Below are 15,042 nucleotides of genomic sequence, written 5' to 3'. Positions count from 1 at the left end.
TGCCGTGGATCCAATAGCCGCCTGCCCTCGGGGGCGGGGGCACGAGTATGGGATTACCGCAGGCATGGTACCTTCCCGCGCGATGAAGCCCGCTTCCCGTCGTTCCCATCTCGAGGCGCGGAGCTGATGCGCACCGCGTGGCGCCGCCTGCTGACCTCGCTGGGGTTCTCCTCCAAGGCCGGGGAGCCGCCGCTCCTGGAGGCGGAGGAGCTGGCCCGGTGGTACGCGGGGCTGGGAATGAAGGAGCGGCTGGCGGTCAGCCGCAACCTGGTCAAGCAGGTGCGGGCGCCGCGAGCGCTGAGGGATGCCTCCACCCTGCCCGCGCGGGCCCGGGGCCGGCTCGTGTTCGAGCAGGACGGACCGCAAGGGCCCATCCCCTTGCACCACATCAAGGTGGAGCTGTGGGACCGGGACCTCGGCACGCCGGACGACTTCCTGGGCGAGACCTTCACGGGCCCGGATGGCGCGTTCGAGATCCGCTACGACCCGGCGGACGCGGGTGAAGGGGACCTGCCGGACCTGGAGCTGCGCTTCTTCGAACCGCAGCACACGTTCCGCCAGGACGGCCGCGTGGTGGAGACGTGGAAGCGCATCGGTTCCGAGCGCGGGCCGGACGACCACGGCGGGTTGGAGCACGACTTCGGGACGCTCCGGCTGCCGTACTGGGAATACGACCCATCGACGCCGCTGGCCCGGCTGCTCGTGGTGGAGGAAGGCACCCCGCCGACGGCCTACGCGCCGGGACGTGCGCTGGCGATGCTCAAGGCCGTCGCGCCCATCGAGCTGGTGAAGCGGCAGCACCAGCTGCAGATCCGCCTGGGGCAGGCGCCGAGCCTCGCGAAGATCCAGGCGGACTATCCGGAGACGACGACGGTCCGGATGGAGCGGGAGTCACCGGGCTCCTCGCGCAGCGACGCCTGGTTCGGGGAGCGGCTGCTCAACGGGATGTTCTCCAGCATCCTGGACCGGGACCCGGAGGATGCACAGGCGTTCCGGCTGTACCTGCCCTGGAACGCCTATGAGCAGGACGGCGTGCACTGCCTGCCGGACGTGGACCTCCGGCTGCGGCTGGTGGACGGCAAGCTGATGCCCCAGCGGATCATCCTGGGGATGCGGGAGCCTGGAGCGACGGCCCCCGGCTCACCGGTGACGCGCCGGACGTTCACGCCCTCGGATGGCGCGGAGTGGGAAGCGGCGAAGCGGATGGCGCGGGTGAGCGCGACGCTGGACGTGGAGCTGGGCAACCACCTGGGGCAATGCCACTTCAACGTGGAGCAGTACGCCATCGCCGCGCACCGGAACCTGCGGCGCAATCCCTTGCGCTGGTTGTTGATGCCGCACCTGCGGGAGGTGGTGTTGATCAACCATGCCGCCAACGGGTTCCTGGTGGGGCCCACGGGGTACATCTCGCGGGCCAGTGCGTTGACGGAACGAAGCATCAACCAGCGGCTGGAGCATCTGCTGGGCAGCTACGACTGGAAGGGCTTCGCGCCCGCGACGCCGGTCTGCGAGGGGCACCGCTACGCGCATGCGGGGCAGCTGTTCTGGAAGCTGCTCGGGGAGCACATCGACGCGTTCTTCGCGGAGCACGGCGCGGAGATTGAAGCGCAATGGCAGGAGGTGCACCGGTTCTCGGACGACCTGGTGGCGCATTCAGCGCCAGCGTTCGTCTGTCGTTACCTGCGGGCGCGGGTGCCGGGCAAGGAAGCGCCGTGGTTCGTGCGCTCCGAGCGCATGGACCTGGGCGCGAAGGTCTCGGAGCCGGCATCCAAGGCCGTGAGCGCGGTGACGCGGACGGATGCGCCGCAGCCCGGTGAGTTGGAGGCGCTGAAGAGCCTCTGTCGCTACGTCATCTTCTTCGCGACGTTCCGGCACGCCTGGGCGAACAACCTCCAGTGGGAGGACGCGGGCGAGGTCCTGTACTCGTGTCTGGGATTGCGCTGGGGCAAGGGAGGCGCGCTGTCGACGGAAGCGGACCTGGACGTCGCGCCCACGCCGGACGAGGCCACGGAGATGCTGTGGATCTCCTGGATGTTGTCCAAGACGAACTACGGCTTCATCCTGTCCAACGAAGAAGAAGATGTGCATCCCCGGCTGCTGGAATTGCTCCGGGCCCACGCCGCGCAGTTCGCGGCCTTGGGCCTGGACGTGCGGACGGTCAGCTCCCGCATCAACATCTGAGCCAGCTCAGGGCTCCATCTCTTCGGGAAGTGGCGTGCGCAGAAACATCAGCCCGCTGCCCTTCCTGCGAGGGATGACCCGGAAGCCCCTTCCCGCGACACGAACAAGGTCGCCCTCCTTCCCCTGCCCCCGCGCGAGCCAGGCGTCAGCCTCCTCTGTCGTCGAGAACGACTGGACTACGACAATGGACTCCGTGGCGGGGATGAAGAACCTCCGGAAGTACTCGCGATAGTCTTCCAGCTTCCCGTTCTCGCGGACGTAGAGCAACGCCACCGCGGCGATTCTCAGGGCCTCGTCCTCGGGCGTTCCGTCCTGGAACCTCTCACTGATCGTCCCAAGGACGCCCATCACGGCATCGACGTCAAAATTGGCGTTGTATGCCATTGGGTCTTCCTACAATTCCGTTAACGCTCAGCGAAATGAATCGACGATGTAGGCAGCCGCAACAGAGCCGTCGAGAATCGCCATTCCGGGCTTTGACTCAGGCAACTTCCTCATCTGATCCCGGCTGAGCCGCGCCACGGCGCAGATGGGAACCTTGTCGCCGTCTGGTGGGTGGGCCTCGTACCAGCGGATGACGACCTGGGGCCCGCTCGTCCAGACCTGCCCATACAAGCGTGTCGTCGCCTCAAGGGTGCCCATGTCGTCCTTGAGGATGCTCTCAATGGGTCCGTCGTAGAGCGAGATGCGGCGGGCGTCGATCTGGTTGGCATCGAGATCCGCCAGCGCTGCATCCCCGACGCGCAGCCGCAGGTACCGCATGACTTCGAGGGCCTTCGCCGGGCACTCCTGCGGTCCTGGGGTTCCGTCGGGGCGTAGCGCTACACCGCCCGCCGTTGTGCAGCCGGAAGGGGCGCCAAGCAGGAGAACGGAGCCGAGCAACAGGGCCTTGGGCATGCGCATGAGCGCCACTTCTACTGCCGAAGCAGGGTGTGATCCATCGCGACAAGCACCTGGAGGAGCCCATCGTCCCGGAAGATTTGGAGGGCCAGATCAGCCAGTTGCCCATCCTTGTCCTCAAAGGCGCTCTTGTCGACGACGACGGCGATCCTTCCCGACTGCCCCGAAACGAGAACGGAGCGATTCAGGCGAAGCGCGAACGGGCGAGCGGTGTAGCTGGAGAAGTCGCGAGTGAGATAGGCCCCATCGAACCTCCAGGGCTGGCCATGATAGGTGTTCGTCAGGTGAATCACGGCCGCTGCCTTTTCTGGACCCGAAAAGACTTCAACAACCATGTCCATGTCTTCGTTCTTCGAGCGCCAGAACTTCGCACGCCGAAACGGCGTCTTCCTGACCTGTCCATTCGCGAGAAGCGTCGCATAGGCGTGGTCAACCGAGTTCTCTTCCTTCTTGAAGCGTTCATTCTCCTCACTCAGCTTGCGCTCACGGCTGAGCGAGTCATAGAGCGACGAGAGGACCGCGTTATAACTGTCGGGGTCCTTGAACACGTTGACCTGATAGTCGATCCAGCCCCAGCTCTCGCGGCTCTTGGCCCTCACGAGGAACGTAAACTCTGTTCCATCAACGAGTGTCACCAGCAGGGGTAACGCTTCGCCGCTATCGAGCTCACGCAGCGGCTCAAGGATGACCTTCTTGCCTCCGATCAACGGCGCTTCGAAACGTCCTTCCCACCCCAGGAACTTCGTCCGGGCGGGATCCACTTCCGTCTCGAATCGAAGCGCTGTCACCACCTGCCAGGAGACATAGATGGACGACGCCTCCTGTGCTGGATGAGCTGGGACCTTGAGAGTCCGGATTGTGAGCTTGTCTGACACCTCCCTCGCCAGGGACGGCGAAGCGATCAGGACAAGCAGGAGGCCATACCTGAGCAGTGGGAGTACGCGCATGGAGGGACAACCTACCAGGGTAGGTATGCCCCATCCAACCCGAATCTCAAGCTCAGTACGTCCAGGGGAAGCGCTTGAAGTCGCGCTTGCGCTTTTGAACAAACGCGTCGCGGCCTTCCTGTGCCTCTTCCGTGCCGTAACCCAGACGCGTGGCCTCACCGGCGAAGAGCTGCTGGCCCACGAGCCCGTCGTCCGGGAGGTTGAAGGCATACTTCAGCATCTTGATGGCCGTGGGGCTCTTGGTGTTGATCTCCGCCGCCCACTCCAGCGCCACCTTCTCCAGGTCCTTGTGCGGCACGGACTTGTTGATGGCGTTCATCTGGAACGCCTCGTCCGCAGTGTAGGCCTGGCCCAGGAAGAAGATCTCCCGCGCGCGCTTCTGCCCCACCTGCCGCGCCAGGAGCGCGCTGCCGTAGCCCGCGTCGTAGCTGGCCACGTCCGCGTCCGTCTGCTTGAACATCCCGTGTTCCTTGCTCGCGATGGTCAGGTCACAGACGACATGCAGGCTGTGCCCGCCACCCGCCGTCCAGCCCGGCACCACCGCCATCACCACCTTCGGCAGGAAGCGGATCTGCCGCTGCACCTCCAGGATGTGCAGCCGCCCCAGCCGCGCCGGATCCGCCGCGTCCTCGCCGGGCTCGTACTTGTAGCCGTCCTTGCCTCGGATGCGCTGGTCGCCTCCCGAGCAGAACGCCCACCCGCCGTCCTTCGGCGACGGCCCGTTGCCCGTGAGCAGCACCACGCCCACGTCCGTCATGAACCGCGTGGCCTCCAGCGCCCGGGCCAGCTCGTCCACCGTCTTCGGACGGAACGCGTTGCGCACCTCCGGCCGGTTGAACGCGATGCGCACCGTGCCCTGATCCACCGCGCGGTGGAACGTGATGTCCTTGAACTTGTGGCCTTCCACCGGCTGCCAGCGGGACGCGTCGAAGAGGTCCGAGACCATGCGCTGTCTTGCTCCGAAATTGAGGGAGTGAACGGCCCGGAACCCTAGCGGTTTCCGCTCGGGGACGCCCGCGCTACCGTGCGCGCCATGCCCACGAGCCTGCTCGTCGTCCATGTCCACGTGCACGTGCTGCCCCAGCACGTCGACGCCTTCCTCCAGGCCACCCTCGCCAACGCCCGCGAGAGCGTGAAGGAGCCCGGCATCGCCCGCTTCGACGTCTGCCAGGACAACGAAGACCCCACCCGCTTCGTCCTCGTGGAGGCCTACCGCTCCCCGGACGCCCCCGCCGCGCACAAGGAGACCGCCCACTACCTCACGTGGCGTGACACCGTCGCCCCCATGATGGCCGAGCCCCGCACCGCCCGCCGCTACGCCAACCGCTTCCCCGACGACGCGGCCTGGTGACATGACGTCCGCCCCCTTCGAGTTCGCCACCGCCACCCGCGTCCTCTTCGGCCCGGGCCGCGTCCAGGAAGTCCCCGACCTCGTGCGCGGCCTCGGCGGCCGGAAGGTCCTGCTCGTCACCGGGACCAATCCCGCCCGCGCCGAGCCCGTCCGCGCGGGGCTCGAACGGCTGGGCATCCCTTCCGCCTCCTTCCGCGTCGCGGGCGAGCCCACCGTCGACCTCGCGCGCGAAGGCACCGCCGCCGCCGTGGACGCGGGCTGTGACGCGGTCGTCGCCCTGGGCGGTGGCAGCGCGCTCGACGCGGGCAAGGCCATCGCCGCGCTCGCCGCGAATGGAGGCGACCCGCTGGACTACCTGGAGGTCATCGGCCGGGGCCAGGCCCTGACGAAGCCGCCGCTGCCGTTCGTGGCCGTGCCGACCACGGCGGGCACCGGCTCGGAGGTGACGCGCAACGCGGTGCTGGGCTCGAAGGAGGCCGGCGTGAAGGCCAGCCTGCGCAGCCCGATGATGCTCCCCCGCGTGGCCCTGGTGGATCCGGACCTGCTGGAGCACGCGCCTGCGGCCGTGCTCGCGGCGGGCGGCCTGGACGCGCTGTCGCAGCTCATTGAACCGTTCCTGTCCATCCGCGCCCAGCCGCTCACGGATGCGCTCGCGCGCGAAGGCATGCAGCGCTCGGCGCGCTCCCTGCGCAAAGCGGTGCTGCACGGCCCCGGCCCGGCGGAGCGCGAGGACCTGGCCCTCGCCAGCCTCTTCGGCGGCCTGTGCCTCGCCAACGCGGGCCTGGGCGCGGTGCATGGCTTCGCGGCGCCGCTGGGCGGGATGCTCGGCGCGGCCCATGGCGCGCTGTGCGCCGCGCTGCTCGGGGCCACCCTGGAGGTGAACCTGGAGGCGCTGCGCTCCCGCGCTCCGGACCACCCCGCCCTGCCCCGCTTCCGCGAGCTGGCGGTGCTGCTCACCGGCCAGTCCAACGCCCGCGCCGAGGACAGCATCACCTGGGTGAAGGACCTGGTCCACGCCGTGCGCATCCGGGGCCTGCGCGACATGGGCCTCACCGACGCGGCGGTGCCCGGCCTCGTCGTCAAGGCCCGCGCCGCCAGCAGCATGAAGGGCAATCCGCTCCCGCTCACCGACGCGGAGTTGACGACGCTCGTCGAACGGTCGATGTGAGGACCCGCCCATGAAACCCGCCGCCCTTGTCCCCGTGGTGCTCGAACGCCTGCGCGAGAAGTATCCCGACGCGAAGTACGAGCTGAACTGGAACACCCCCTACCAGCTGCTGGTGGCCACCATCCTGGCCGCGCAGTGCACCGACGAGCGCGTCAACCGCGTCACCGCCGAGCTGTGGAAGAAGTACGACGGCCCCCAGGCCATCGCGGACGCGGACACCGCCGAGCTGGAGGAGGACCTCAAGCCCACCGGCTTCTTCAAGCAGAAGACCAAGACGGTGCAGGCCATGAGCCGCGCGCTGCTGGACGCCCACGGGGGCGAGGTGCCGCCGCGCATGGAGGACCTGGTGGAGCTGCCCGGCGTGGCGCGCAAGACGGCCAACGTCGTGCTCAACACCGCCTTCCAGCAGGCCTCCGGCGTCATCGTGGACACGCACGTCGCCCGCGTCAGCCAGCGCCTGGGCCTGACGAAGCAGGAGAAGCCGGAGGCCATCGAGACGGACCTGATGAAGCTGGTGCCGAAGGACGACTGGACCTTCTTCGGCCCCGCCGTGGTGCTGCACGGCCGCTACACCTGCGTGGCCAAGAAGCCCAAGTGCGCGGAGTGCGTCTTCAACGACGTGTGCCCGAAGCTGGGCGTGACCTGAGCCGTCACAGGTGCGCGAGCACCGCCAGCGTCAGCACCCAGTCCAGTCCGGCTTCGAGGAAGTAGTAGGTGGAGCCGTCCAGCGACGTGCCGAACCCGGTGCCCAGGTGGCCCAGGGGCCCCGCGAAGAACTTCATGCCCAGCTCGGCCCCCAGGTTGATGGGGGTGCGCCGCGAGGGCGAGTTGTCCAGGTACGGGCCCACCAGCGCCCGGCCATAGGGCGCGAACCAGTTCGTCACGAAGTGCTGGTAACCCACGGTGGCGTTCAGCGACAGCCGCCTCGAGTCCAGGCCCATGTTGGCGCCCAGCGTCAGCCGGCGCGCCTTGAGCCCCATGGGCTGCACGTTCACGTCCAGCGCCCACCCCAACCCGCCATCGAACGGAACGCGCCAGCCGATCGCGAACTCCGTCGTCGACTTGTCGATGGCCAGCGCCTCGTAGCGGAAGTGCGCCGCGCCCGCTGCGTCCCCGCGCGCGTCCTGGATGTCCGCGAGCGCCAGCGCGGCCTCTTCCGAGTCCTCGTCGTACACCTTGCGCAGCGGCGGCTCCGCGCCGTCCAGGTCGCCGCGCGCCAGCCGATCCTTGCCCTGCGTCAGGCAGGCGGACGTGGAGCCCATCGCGCACGCGAGCCCGAAGGCCCGGTCCGCCTCCTCCATGCGGCCATCCACCTGGAGCTGCTTCGCCCAGGTCTCGCAGGCCCAGGCGCTCCCGCCGTCGCACTTCTCTTCCAACGAGGGGGCACGCGTCGCCTCCTGCGTGGTCACGCACGCCACCGTCAGCAGGCACGGCAACAGGCACAGCCAGCGGGCGGGAGACACCGGAAGACCACGGAGGGCTGGGGCCGCGACCATGGTCCACATTCAAACACACCGCCGGGCCGCAGCGTGTCCGGCGCGTTGCGTCTTTCAGCGTTCTTCCAGCGGACCCTCGCCGTCGTGGATGACGCCCGGGTCGCGGCCGATGTCCGGCCCGTCACCGCTGCGCTCATCGGCCTTCTGTTCCTCGGAGGCCGTGTCGCCGGAGCCGCCCACCCCTTCCTGGAAGCCGTCGGCGGCCTCGCGGCTGGACTCGCGGAGGCTGTCCGCGGCCTTGCTGGCGCCGTGCTGGACGTCCTTGGCGGCCTCGCCTACCTCCTGCCCGACCTGCCGGGCGTTCTCGTTGACGGCCTGTTGCTGCCGCTCATTGCAGCCCGTCGTGAAGCTCACGGTTCCAATCACACCCAGCACGACGAGCCCGTTGAAGTGGCGTGTCCACATGGTCGTCTCCCCGAGGGTCCCGGCCCTCATGGGGGAAAACGTAGGCACGCCTGCTCCCCGACAAAGTCCCGGCTTCCTTCCCGGAAGGCGCCCGGGGCCCGCTTGCCTGTCAGCTCCCAGCCCGGGCCCGGCGGAAGGCTTCGGGGGACGTGCGCCACCAGCGCTTGAAGGCGCGGTGGAAGGCCACCGGATCCGCGTACCCCAGCAGGAAGGACACCTCCGCGATGGACATGCGCCGCTGGAGGTAGCCCTGGGACAGCTCGCGCCGGAGCGCCTCCACGATGCCCGCGTAGGTGCGGCCCTCCGCCGCCAGCTGCCGCTGCAAGGTGCGGGGTGGGACGCGCAGGGCCCGCGCCACGGCGGTGAAGGAGAAGTCGCCCCCCGCCAGCGTCCGCCGCACCTGTTCGCGCACGCGGTCCGACAGGGTGTCCGTGACGGGCAGCCGCTCCAGCGCGCGGCGCGCGTGGTGTTCGAAGACGGCGTTGAGCAGCGCGTCCGCGTGGACGAAGGGCCGGTCCGCGTCCGCGTGGGAGAACTCCAGGTCGCTGGCCGGGGCATCGAACTCCAGCGGACAGCCGAAGAGGGCCTCGTGCTCGCGCGTGTCCGCGGGCGCCGCGTGGACGAAGCGCGCGCGCAGGGGCCGCACGTCCGCGCCGGTGAAGACGCGCACGCCCATGGCGAGCTGCACCAGCGCCAGCTCCGTGAGGTGCCGGTGCGCGGGCCGCCAGCAGGGGCCCACCGGCGTGAAGCGCATGCGCACCCCGTGCGGCGTGTCCTCCACGACGAAGCGCTCGCCGTCGCCCCACACGCGCTGGTAGCGGCAGCCGCGCACCAGGGCCTCGCGAAGGTGGGTGCTGGTGAGGATGACGAGCGACGCGGGATCGTCCGCGTCCATCACGTCCAGCCCGGTCATGTGCAGGCCCAGGTGGTCATCCCCGGTTAGCGCCACGGCGCGCTCCAGGATGTCGTCGAGGACGGCGTAGGGGATGCGCGCCTCCGGGTCGTCCAGGTCCGACCACCGCAGTCCCAGCTCCTCGCAGAGCCGTTCCGCGGGCACGCCACGCTTCGCCGCCGCGAGCAGGCCCTGCCGTGCCAGCCGGGCGGAGAGCGAAGGGGGAGCGGAGGACGTCACGGGCAGGGACGCTAGCGACCGCCTGGCGCGGGCGGCAAGCCGTTCTGGCGCGAGCGGTCAGTGCACCGGACGCGCGTGGACGGCACCTTGTCCCGCATGGACTCCACCGCCACCGAGCCCCCTGCCCTGCTGCCCCGCCTGCACCTGTTCGAGCTGATTGATCAATCCTGGTATCCGCCAGCGGTGCGCAACCTGTCCACGGACTACCTGCACACGGTGTCCACGCGGATGGGGCTGTTCGACGCGGCGGCGGACGTGCTCGCGAAGGGGCTGCGGGCGTCCGGCACGGACACGCTGGTGGACCTGGGCTCCGGCGGCCAGGGGCCCGTGCTCCGCCTGCAGCGGCTGCTGAAGTCCCGGCACGGCCTGGAGACGCGGGCGGTGCTCACGGACCTCTACCCCAACGCGGAGGCCGCCCAGCGGGCGCGGACGGAAGGCGCGACGTACCTGTCCCGGCCGGTGGATGCGCGGCAGGTGCCGGAGGACCTGCGCGGCATGCGCACGCTCTTCAACGCCCTGCACCACTTCCGCCCGGAGGAGGTCCGCGAGGTGCTGGAGGACGCGCAGCGCAGGGGTGAGGCTTTCGCGGCCTTCGAGGTGGTGCACCGCACACCGGGCGGCGTCCTGGGCACGCTGCTCGTGCCGCTGCTGGTGCTGCTCTTCACGCCGCTCATCCGGCCGCTGACGCCGCTGCGCCTGTTGCTCACGTACGCGGTGCCGGTGGCGCCGCTGGCGCTCGCATGGGACGGGCTGGTGTCCACGCTCCGGGCCCACCGGCCGGAGGAACTGAAGGCCCTGACGCGGGGCCTCCAGCGCCCCGGCTACACCTGGGAGGTGGGCCAGGTGCGCGAGAAGGGCAAGGGCGCCGTCACCTACGTGCTCGGGATGCCCGCGCGCTAAGTAGGTCGCCAAATGTTCCTGAACGAATCCGAGGCGAAGCGGGGGGGAACGGGCAAGGCCCCTGCATTCGTCTCGGAACTTGTGGCTCCCTACTTAGATAGGCCCTCAGGAGTTCGTTGCCTCATCCGGGGCGGAGGCACGGCTCAAGCGGATACGTCGGGGGCAGTCGGCACAGGAGTGCTCTTTCAGAGGGGCGACGTGCGGGTCTTCATGGACGATGGAAGAAGCGAAGGGCCGTGGCTGCACACGAAGCAGGTCGCCCTGGTGAGCGAGCAACGGAGCTTCCGGAGGCGCGCAGTCCCCTGGGCCTGGGGGCCTGGGTGGCGTGATGCAGTCCGTCCGACAGTCGGATGGGGCTTCCCAAGGTCGCGCCCGGCACGCCCACCCAACGCCCCCCTCATTGGGCGCGCAGGGGGAAGTTCCGAGCGCCTCGGTGGCTGACGTGGGGGCGCCGAGGCCGTGCTCCTCCACGGAAGGGTGTGTCTCAAAAGCGTCGTCTTGCGCAGTGACTGACGCGGGGGCATCAAGGCCGTGCTCCTCAACATACGGGCGTGCATCAAGCGCATCGTCCTGCACGGTGGCTGACGCGGGGGCTTCGAGGAGGCCCTCCTGGGCGCACTGGACCTCGGGAGACACAGGCTCCTGGGGGGCTGGTGCGAAGCGGTTGAGCACGCCCTCATCGCACGCCTTCATCAGCGTAGGCAGCTGGTGCTGAAGTGCCTGCGCGTCGCGCTCGCTCAAGGCGTGCATCGCGCACAGGGCCCACTGGCGCAGGGATTCGCCGCCCATGAAGGACAGCAGCCGGGCCGCGTTGCCTCTCAGGGCCCGTTGCAGGGACTGAATGAGGAGTAGGTGCCCTGGACGTGACGCCGCCTGGGCCGCCAGCCGCAGCAACTCGAATTCCAGCTGCGCGCACCGTGCCCCGGGGTTCCAGTGCGCCGCGTCCGAGAGCCTGTAGCAGGTGTCCTCCAGCAGGCTCACGTCCCGCTCGGAGGCACTCGCGCAGCAGTCCGCCAGGAGCTCCACCAGCACCTGCCGCTTGAGGCTGAAGAAGCCCTCCAGCAGCCGCCGGCATTCCTCGGAGCGCGCGTCATGCAGCGCCAGGCCCAGGTTCTCCAGCGTCAGCGACTCATCCAGCGCCACCGCACGCGTCACCCGGCCGGGACGCTGCACCACCAGGCCTCGCGCCGCCAGCCGCCGCAGCGCTTCGCGCACGGTGCCTCGACTCACCCCATAGCGACGCGCCAGCACCTGCTCCGAGCCAATCTGCCCGTTCCTCGGCAGCCTCCCGAGCGAAATCTCGCGCTCGAGTTGCTCCTCCACGTACGCCACGAGCCCCACCCGCACCATCACCGTCCTCCTCCTCGTCTCAGCCTCGCCCATCCAACCAGAGGGGTCTGACATGGACGCGTGGGCACATTGTTCTCGGCGGCTGCCGGGCCAGGCCGGCCTGGGCCCCAGGCAGTGCGAACCTGTCCGACTGTCAGACAGGTTTGGCGAAGGCGCGCCCGGCGGGCGCCCCCGCCCGTGGGCCCGCCGTCACGCCCGCGGATGCACACCGTCGCGACTCACCGCTGCGCTTCGCAAGGCGCGCGTCTTCGCGGAGAACCTTCAGGCCGCAGGCCTTGTTCATCAACTTCTGGCCACCTACTTAGACGGGGATGTCCTCCCACGGCTTCCACCACGGCATCAGTTCCCCGGGGTTTCCGGCGACGCGTCGTCCGCGGCAGGCGGCTCGTGGTTGAACTCCTCTTCCGGGTCGTAGGCGTCGCTCGAGTCCATCCCCGTTTCGTCCTCGGGGTAACTGACGGGCTCGGCCTCCACCCCCTCCTCCGGCGCATGGACGGACTCGGGTTTCATGAACTTGAAGCCGGTGTTGTCCGTGTCCGCGTCGTCCGCGCAGCCAAAGGGGCTGGTGAAGAGGCGCAGCACCGTCACCCGGTCCCAGTTCCGGTCGTTGTCGAAGATGACGGAGTCCTTGATCGTCTCCGAAGCCCCCGGGGCCAGGCTGAAGTCTCCCTCCGGCGACTCCTCCAGGTGGGGGGCGCCCTCCTGCCCCACATACGCCCGCAGGCACCCCGAGCCCGACGACCGGTGGTCACTCACGTTCTTCACCGTGTACGTGAGGGTGTAGTCGTCGGACAGCCCGGCCTGGGTCAGCTCGACGCCGGACACCTCGAAGTCGGTCGCCTTCGAGTCCTGCTGCGGCTGAGGCGGAGGCGCGTCCGCCGGAGCGGGCTGGCCCGTGGGCAGCAGGCGCAGCAACTCACTGGTCGCCACGGGGGCTCCGCTCGAACAGCGGTATTCGCCGGCCGTGTAGAGCATCACGGTCCGGGTCTGCTTCCAGGACGTCCCGCCCAGGGACACCTTGTCCTCAAACGTGTCCGTCGTCCCACCCTTCACGGTGATGCCGCCCATCCGCTTCACTTCAATGACCCTGCCCTGGTCGTCGTGCAGCGACAGGCATGCATCCCCGCGCCCCTGCGCCGTGCCCGGATTGGTCAGCGTGTAGGTCACCGCCATGCGGTTGTCCTGGAACTTGAGCGTCACGTCCGAGAACCGCAGCGGCTTCACCACCTTCGCGACCGTCCCCGCGTCCGGAGCGCCCGCGTCCGCCACGGCGACGGCCACCACGCCCGCGTCCACGGGCGCGCTCGCGGGGGGCTGCTCCTTCTTGCACCCGGCGCCCCACACCGCCGCGCATCCCAGCAGCAGCACACCCAGCGCGTTCCCGCGCCGCTGATCACTCCGCGTCATGAAGCCCCCTCCACTGCACTTTTTCCGTCGGGTTTCATATGGGACACCGCCACGGCGCGGCAAGACGGCCCCACTTCGCGCGTGCTTGACGCCGCAGGTCCGGAGCGCTCGGATGCGCGGCACCTATGCCCACTCCCAAGCTGCTCACCCGCGCGGAAGCCACCGACTACCAGGAAACGTCTCGCAGCGCCGACGTGGTCGCCTTCGTCGACGCCCTCTGTGCCCAGACGAAGCTCGCGAAGCGCGTGGACTTCGGCCAGAGCGGTGAAGGCCAGCCGCTCATGTCGCTCATCCTGAGCGACCGCAACTGCTTCACGCCGGAGCTGGCGAAGAAGCAGAAGAAGCTCATCGTGATGGTGGAGGCCAACATCCACGCCGGCGAGGTGGAGGGCAAGGAGACCCTCCAGGCGCTCGCGCGCGACCTCACGCTCACGTCCATGGGCAAGAAGCTGCTGGACCGGCTGTGCATCGTCTTCGTCCCCAACTTCAACCCGGACGGCAACGACCGCATCAGCAAGGGCAACCGCGCGCTGGACCTGAAGAACCTGGAGGGCCAGGTGAACCCGCCCGGCGGCGTGGGCATGCGCTACACGGGCGAGGGCTGGAACCTCAACCGCGACAACATGAAGCAGGAGGCGCCGGAGACGCGCGCCCTCGCGAAGCTGTACCAGGCGTGGTGGCCGCACCTCTTCGTGGACTGCCACACCACCGACGGCAGCATCCACGGGTTCGACCTCACCTTCGACATCCCGCACGGCAACGCGGACCTCCTGCACACCTCGCGCGACTACAACCGCGAGCTGGCCGAGCGCGTGTCCGCCGCGGTGAAGACGAAGCACGGCTTCGACAGCTTCTGGTACGGCAACTTCCGCAAGGAGGGCGACCCGCGCTCCGGCTGGCACACCTACCCCGCCCTGCCCCGCTTCGGCAGCCACTACCGCGGCCTGCTGGGCCGGCTGGACGTGCTGCTGGAGACGTACAGCTACATCGACTTCCCCCGCCGCTGCGCCGTCATCCGCGCGTGGGTGCTGGAGCTCATCCGCGACGCGGCCCGCTACGCGAAGGAGTACCGCCGGGTCACCGAGTTCGAGGAGGCCGCCATCATCGCGCGCGGCCAGAACCCCAACGTGCGCGAGTGGGTGGGCATCAACTACGGCGTCGCGCAGCGCGCGTCGGACGGCGCGCTGGTGTTCGACTACCCGGCCTACGTGAAGGACGGTGACACGGCCGTCATCAACTCCTTCGACGAGGCCAGCATCCAGGGCCGCCGATACCCGGGCAAGCGCAAGAAGGTCTACAAGACGCCGCACCACCGCACCTTCGTGCCCACGCAGGCGGTGAGCACGCCGGCCGGGTACCTGGTGCCCGCGTCGCTGGCCTCGCGCCTGGACGGCCACGGCATCCGCTACGAGAAGCTGGCCAAGGCGCAGCGCTTCCAGGTGGACAGCTACCGCATCGCCCGCCGCGAGGAGACCTTCAGCCCGGACGTCGCCGCCAACGTGCCGCCCCCGGGCCAGGACGAGGTGCCGCTCAGCCAGAAGCCCAAGCCGGTGCGCTTCGAGACCATCCTCACCGTGGCCCCCGAGCGCTCCGAGCAGGAGTTCCCCGCCGGCACCCTCCTGGTCGGTACCGACCAGCGCACGGGCACGCTCATCACCTACCTGCTGGAGCCGCACTCGGACGACGGCTTCTGCCGCTGGCAGTTCCTGGACGACAGCCTCAAGGTGGGCGAGCTGTACCCCATCCACCGGGTGGTGGAGTCCACGCGGGCCCCCCAGAAGGTGGAGTAGGCGGTCCGCCACCGG

15 protein-coding genes are annotated in these 15,042 nt (G+C 69.3%); 6 read left to right on the top strand and 9 right to left on the bottom strand.

What is annotated here, in order from left to right:
* Positions 1-126: 126 nt before the first annotated feature.
* Positions 127-2,181: a lipoxygenase family protein gene (locus tag NR792_RS00625; protein WP_375758130.1), complete on the top strand. Its 2,055-nt coding sequence runs from the start codon at positions 127-129 to the stop codon at positions 2,179-2,181.
* A gap of 6 nt (positions 2,182-2,187) precedes the next feature.
* On the opposite strand, the gene NR792_RS00620 is transcribed toward NR792_RS00625, so the two are convergent.
* Genes NR792_RS00620 through NR792_RS00605 form a run of 4 tightly spaced genes read right to left on the bottom strand, consistent with a single transcriptional unit; the run spans position 2,188 to position 4,974 of the window.
* Positions 2,188-2,565, bottom strand: coding sequence for a hypothetical protein (locus NR792_RS00620; protein ID WP_375758129.1), 378 nt, complete (start codon positions 2,563-2,565; stop codon positions 2,188-2,190).
* 27 nt (positions 2,566-2,592) lie between these two features.
* On the bottom strand, positions 2,593-3,084 hold the full coding sequence (locus tag NR792_RS00615) for a serine/threonine protein kinase (protein ID WP_120564239.1): 492 nt from the start codon (positions 3,082-3,084) through the stop codon (positions 2,593-2,595).
* Between the two features lie 11 nt (positions 3,085-3,095).
* Complete coding sequence (locus NR792_RS00610) at positions 3,096-4,028, bottom strand: DUF2381 family protein (RefSeq protein WP_375758128.1); 933 nt, start codon at positions 4,026-4,028, stop codon at positions 3,096-3,098.
* A 52-nt stretch (positions 4,029-4,080) separates the two neighbouring features.
* Complete coding sequence (locus tag NR792_RS00605) at positions 4,081-4,974, bottom strand: 1,4-dihydroxy-2-naphthoyl-CoA synthase (protein ID WP_120564234.1); 894 nt, start codon at positions 4,972-4,974, stop codon at positions 4,081-4,083.
* Between the two features lie 87 nt (positions 4,975-5,061).
* On the opposite strand from NR792_RS00605, the gene NR792_RS00600 reads away from it, so the two are divergent.
* The 3 genes from NR792_RS00600 to nth are packed head-to-tail and all read left to right on the top strand — an operon-like array spanning position 5,062 to position 7,193.
* Entirely contained in the window at positions 5,062-5,379 is a 318-nt protein-coding gene (locus NR792_RS00600; RefSeq protein WP_375761557.1) for a putative quinol monooxygenase, read from the top strand.
* Between the two features lies 1 nt (position 5,380).
* Positions 5,381-6,547 carry an iron-containing alcohol dehydrogenase gene (locus NR792_RS00595; RefSeq protein ID WP_375758127.1) on the top strand — a complete coding sequence of 389 codons (1,167 nt, stop codon included), beginning with the start codon at positions 5,381-5,383 and terminating at the stop codon, positions 6,545-6,547.
* Between the two features lie 10 nt (positions 6,548-6,557).
* On the top strand, positions 6,558-7,193 hold the full coding sequence (gene nth / locus NR792_RS00590) for an endonuclease III (protein ID WP_375758126.1): 636 nt from the start codon (positions 6,558-6,560) through the stop codon (positions 7,191-7,193).
* 4 nt (positions 7,194-7,197) lie between these two features.
* Here the strand turns inward: nth and NR792_RS00585 are convergent, their stop codons facing one another.
* The 3 genes from NR792_RS00585 to NR792_RS00575 form a co-directional block, all read right to left on the bottom strand.
* Positions 7,198-8,010 carry a hypothetical protein gene (locus tag NR792_RS00585; RefSeq protein ID WP_375758125.1) on the bottom strand — a complete coding sequence of 271 codons (813 nt, stop codon included), beginning with the start codon at positions 8,008-8,010 and terminating at the stop codon, positions 7,198-7,200.
* 87 nt (positions 8,011-8,097) lie between these two features.
* Positions 8,098-8,448, bottom strand: coding sequence for a hypothetical protein (locus NR792_RS00580; RefSeq protein ID WP_375758124.1), 351 nt, complete (start codon positions 8,446-8,448; stop codon positions 8,098-8,100).
* Between the two features lie 109 nt (positions 8,449-8,557).
* On the bottom strand, positions 8,558-9,580 hold the full coding sequence (locus NR792_RS00575; protein WP_375758123.1) for an AraC family transcriptional regulator ligand-binding domain-containing protein: 1,023 nt from the start codon (positions 9,578-9,580) through the stop codon (positions 8,558-8,560).
* 96 nt (positions 9,581-9,676) lie between these two features.
* Here NR792_RS00575 and NR792_RS00570 point away from each other — a divergent pair, with 96 nt between their 5' ends.
* Positions 9,677-10,480, top strand: coding sequence for a hypothetical protein (locus NR792_RS00570; RefSeq protein ID WP_375761556.1), 804 nt, complete (start codon positions 9,677-9,679; stop codon positions 10,478-10,480).
* Between the two features lie 105 nt (positions 10,481-10,585).
* Here NR792_RS00570 and NR792_RS00565 read toward each other — a convergent pair whose 3' ends face one another.
* The gene (locus tag NR792_RS00565) at positions 10,586-11,830 is read right to left on the bottom strand and encodes a FadR/GntR family transcriptional regulator (RefSeq protein ID WP_375761555.1); all 1,245 of its coding nucleotides are present in this window, start codon (positions 11,828-11,830) and stop codon (positions 10,586-10,588) included.
* A 339-nt stretch (positions 11,831-12,169) separates the two neighbouring features.
* Positions 12,170-13,237 carry a hypothetical protein gene (locus NR792_RS00560; protein ID WP_375758122.1) on the bottom strand — a complete coding sequence of 356 codons (1,068 nt, stop codon included), beginning with the start codon at positions 13,235-13,237 and terminating at the stop codon, positions 12,170-12,172.
* Between the two features lie 125 nt (positions 13,238-13,362).
* Here NR792_RS00560 and NR792_RS00555 point away from each other — a divergent pair, with 125 nt between their 5' ends.
* Entirely contained in the window at positions 13,363-15,027 is a 1,665-nt protein-coding gene (locus tag NR792_RS00555) for a M14 family metallopeptidase (protein WP_375758121.1), read from the top strand.
* Positions 15,028-15,042 lie beyond the last annotated feature (15 nt).

It is taken from the genome of Corallococcus exercitus (genome assembly GCF_042231735.1).
GTDB classification, from domain to species: Bacteria; Myxococcota; Myxococcia; order Myxococcales; family Myxococcaceae; genus Corallococcus; species Corallococcus exercitus_B.
Note: the sequence above shows the minus strand (reverse complement) of the source record. Positions and strands in the feature narration are given on the sequence as shown.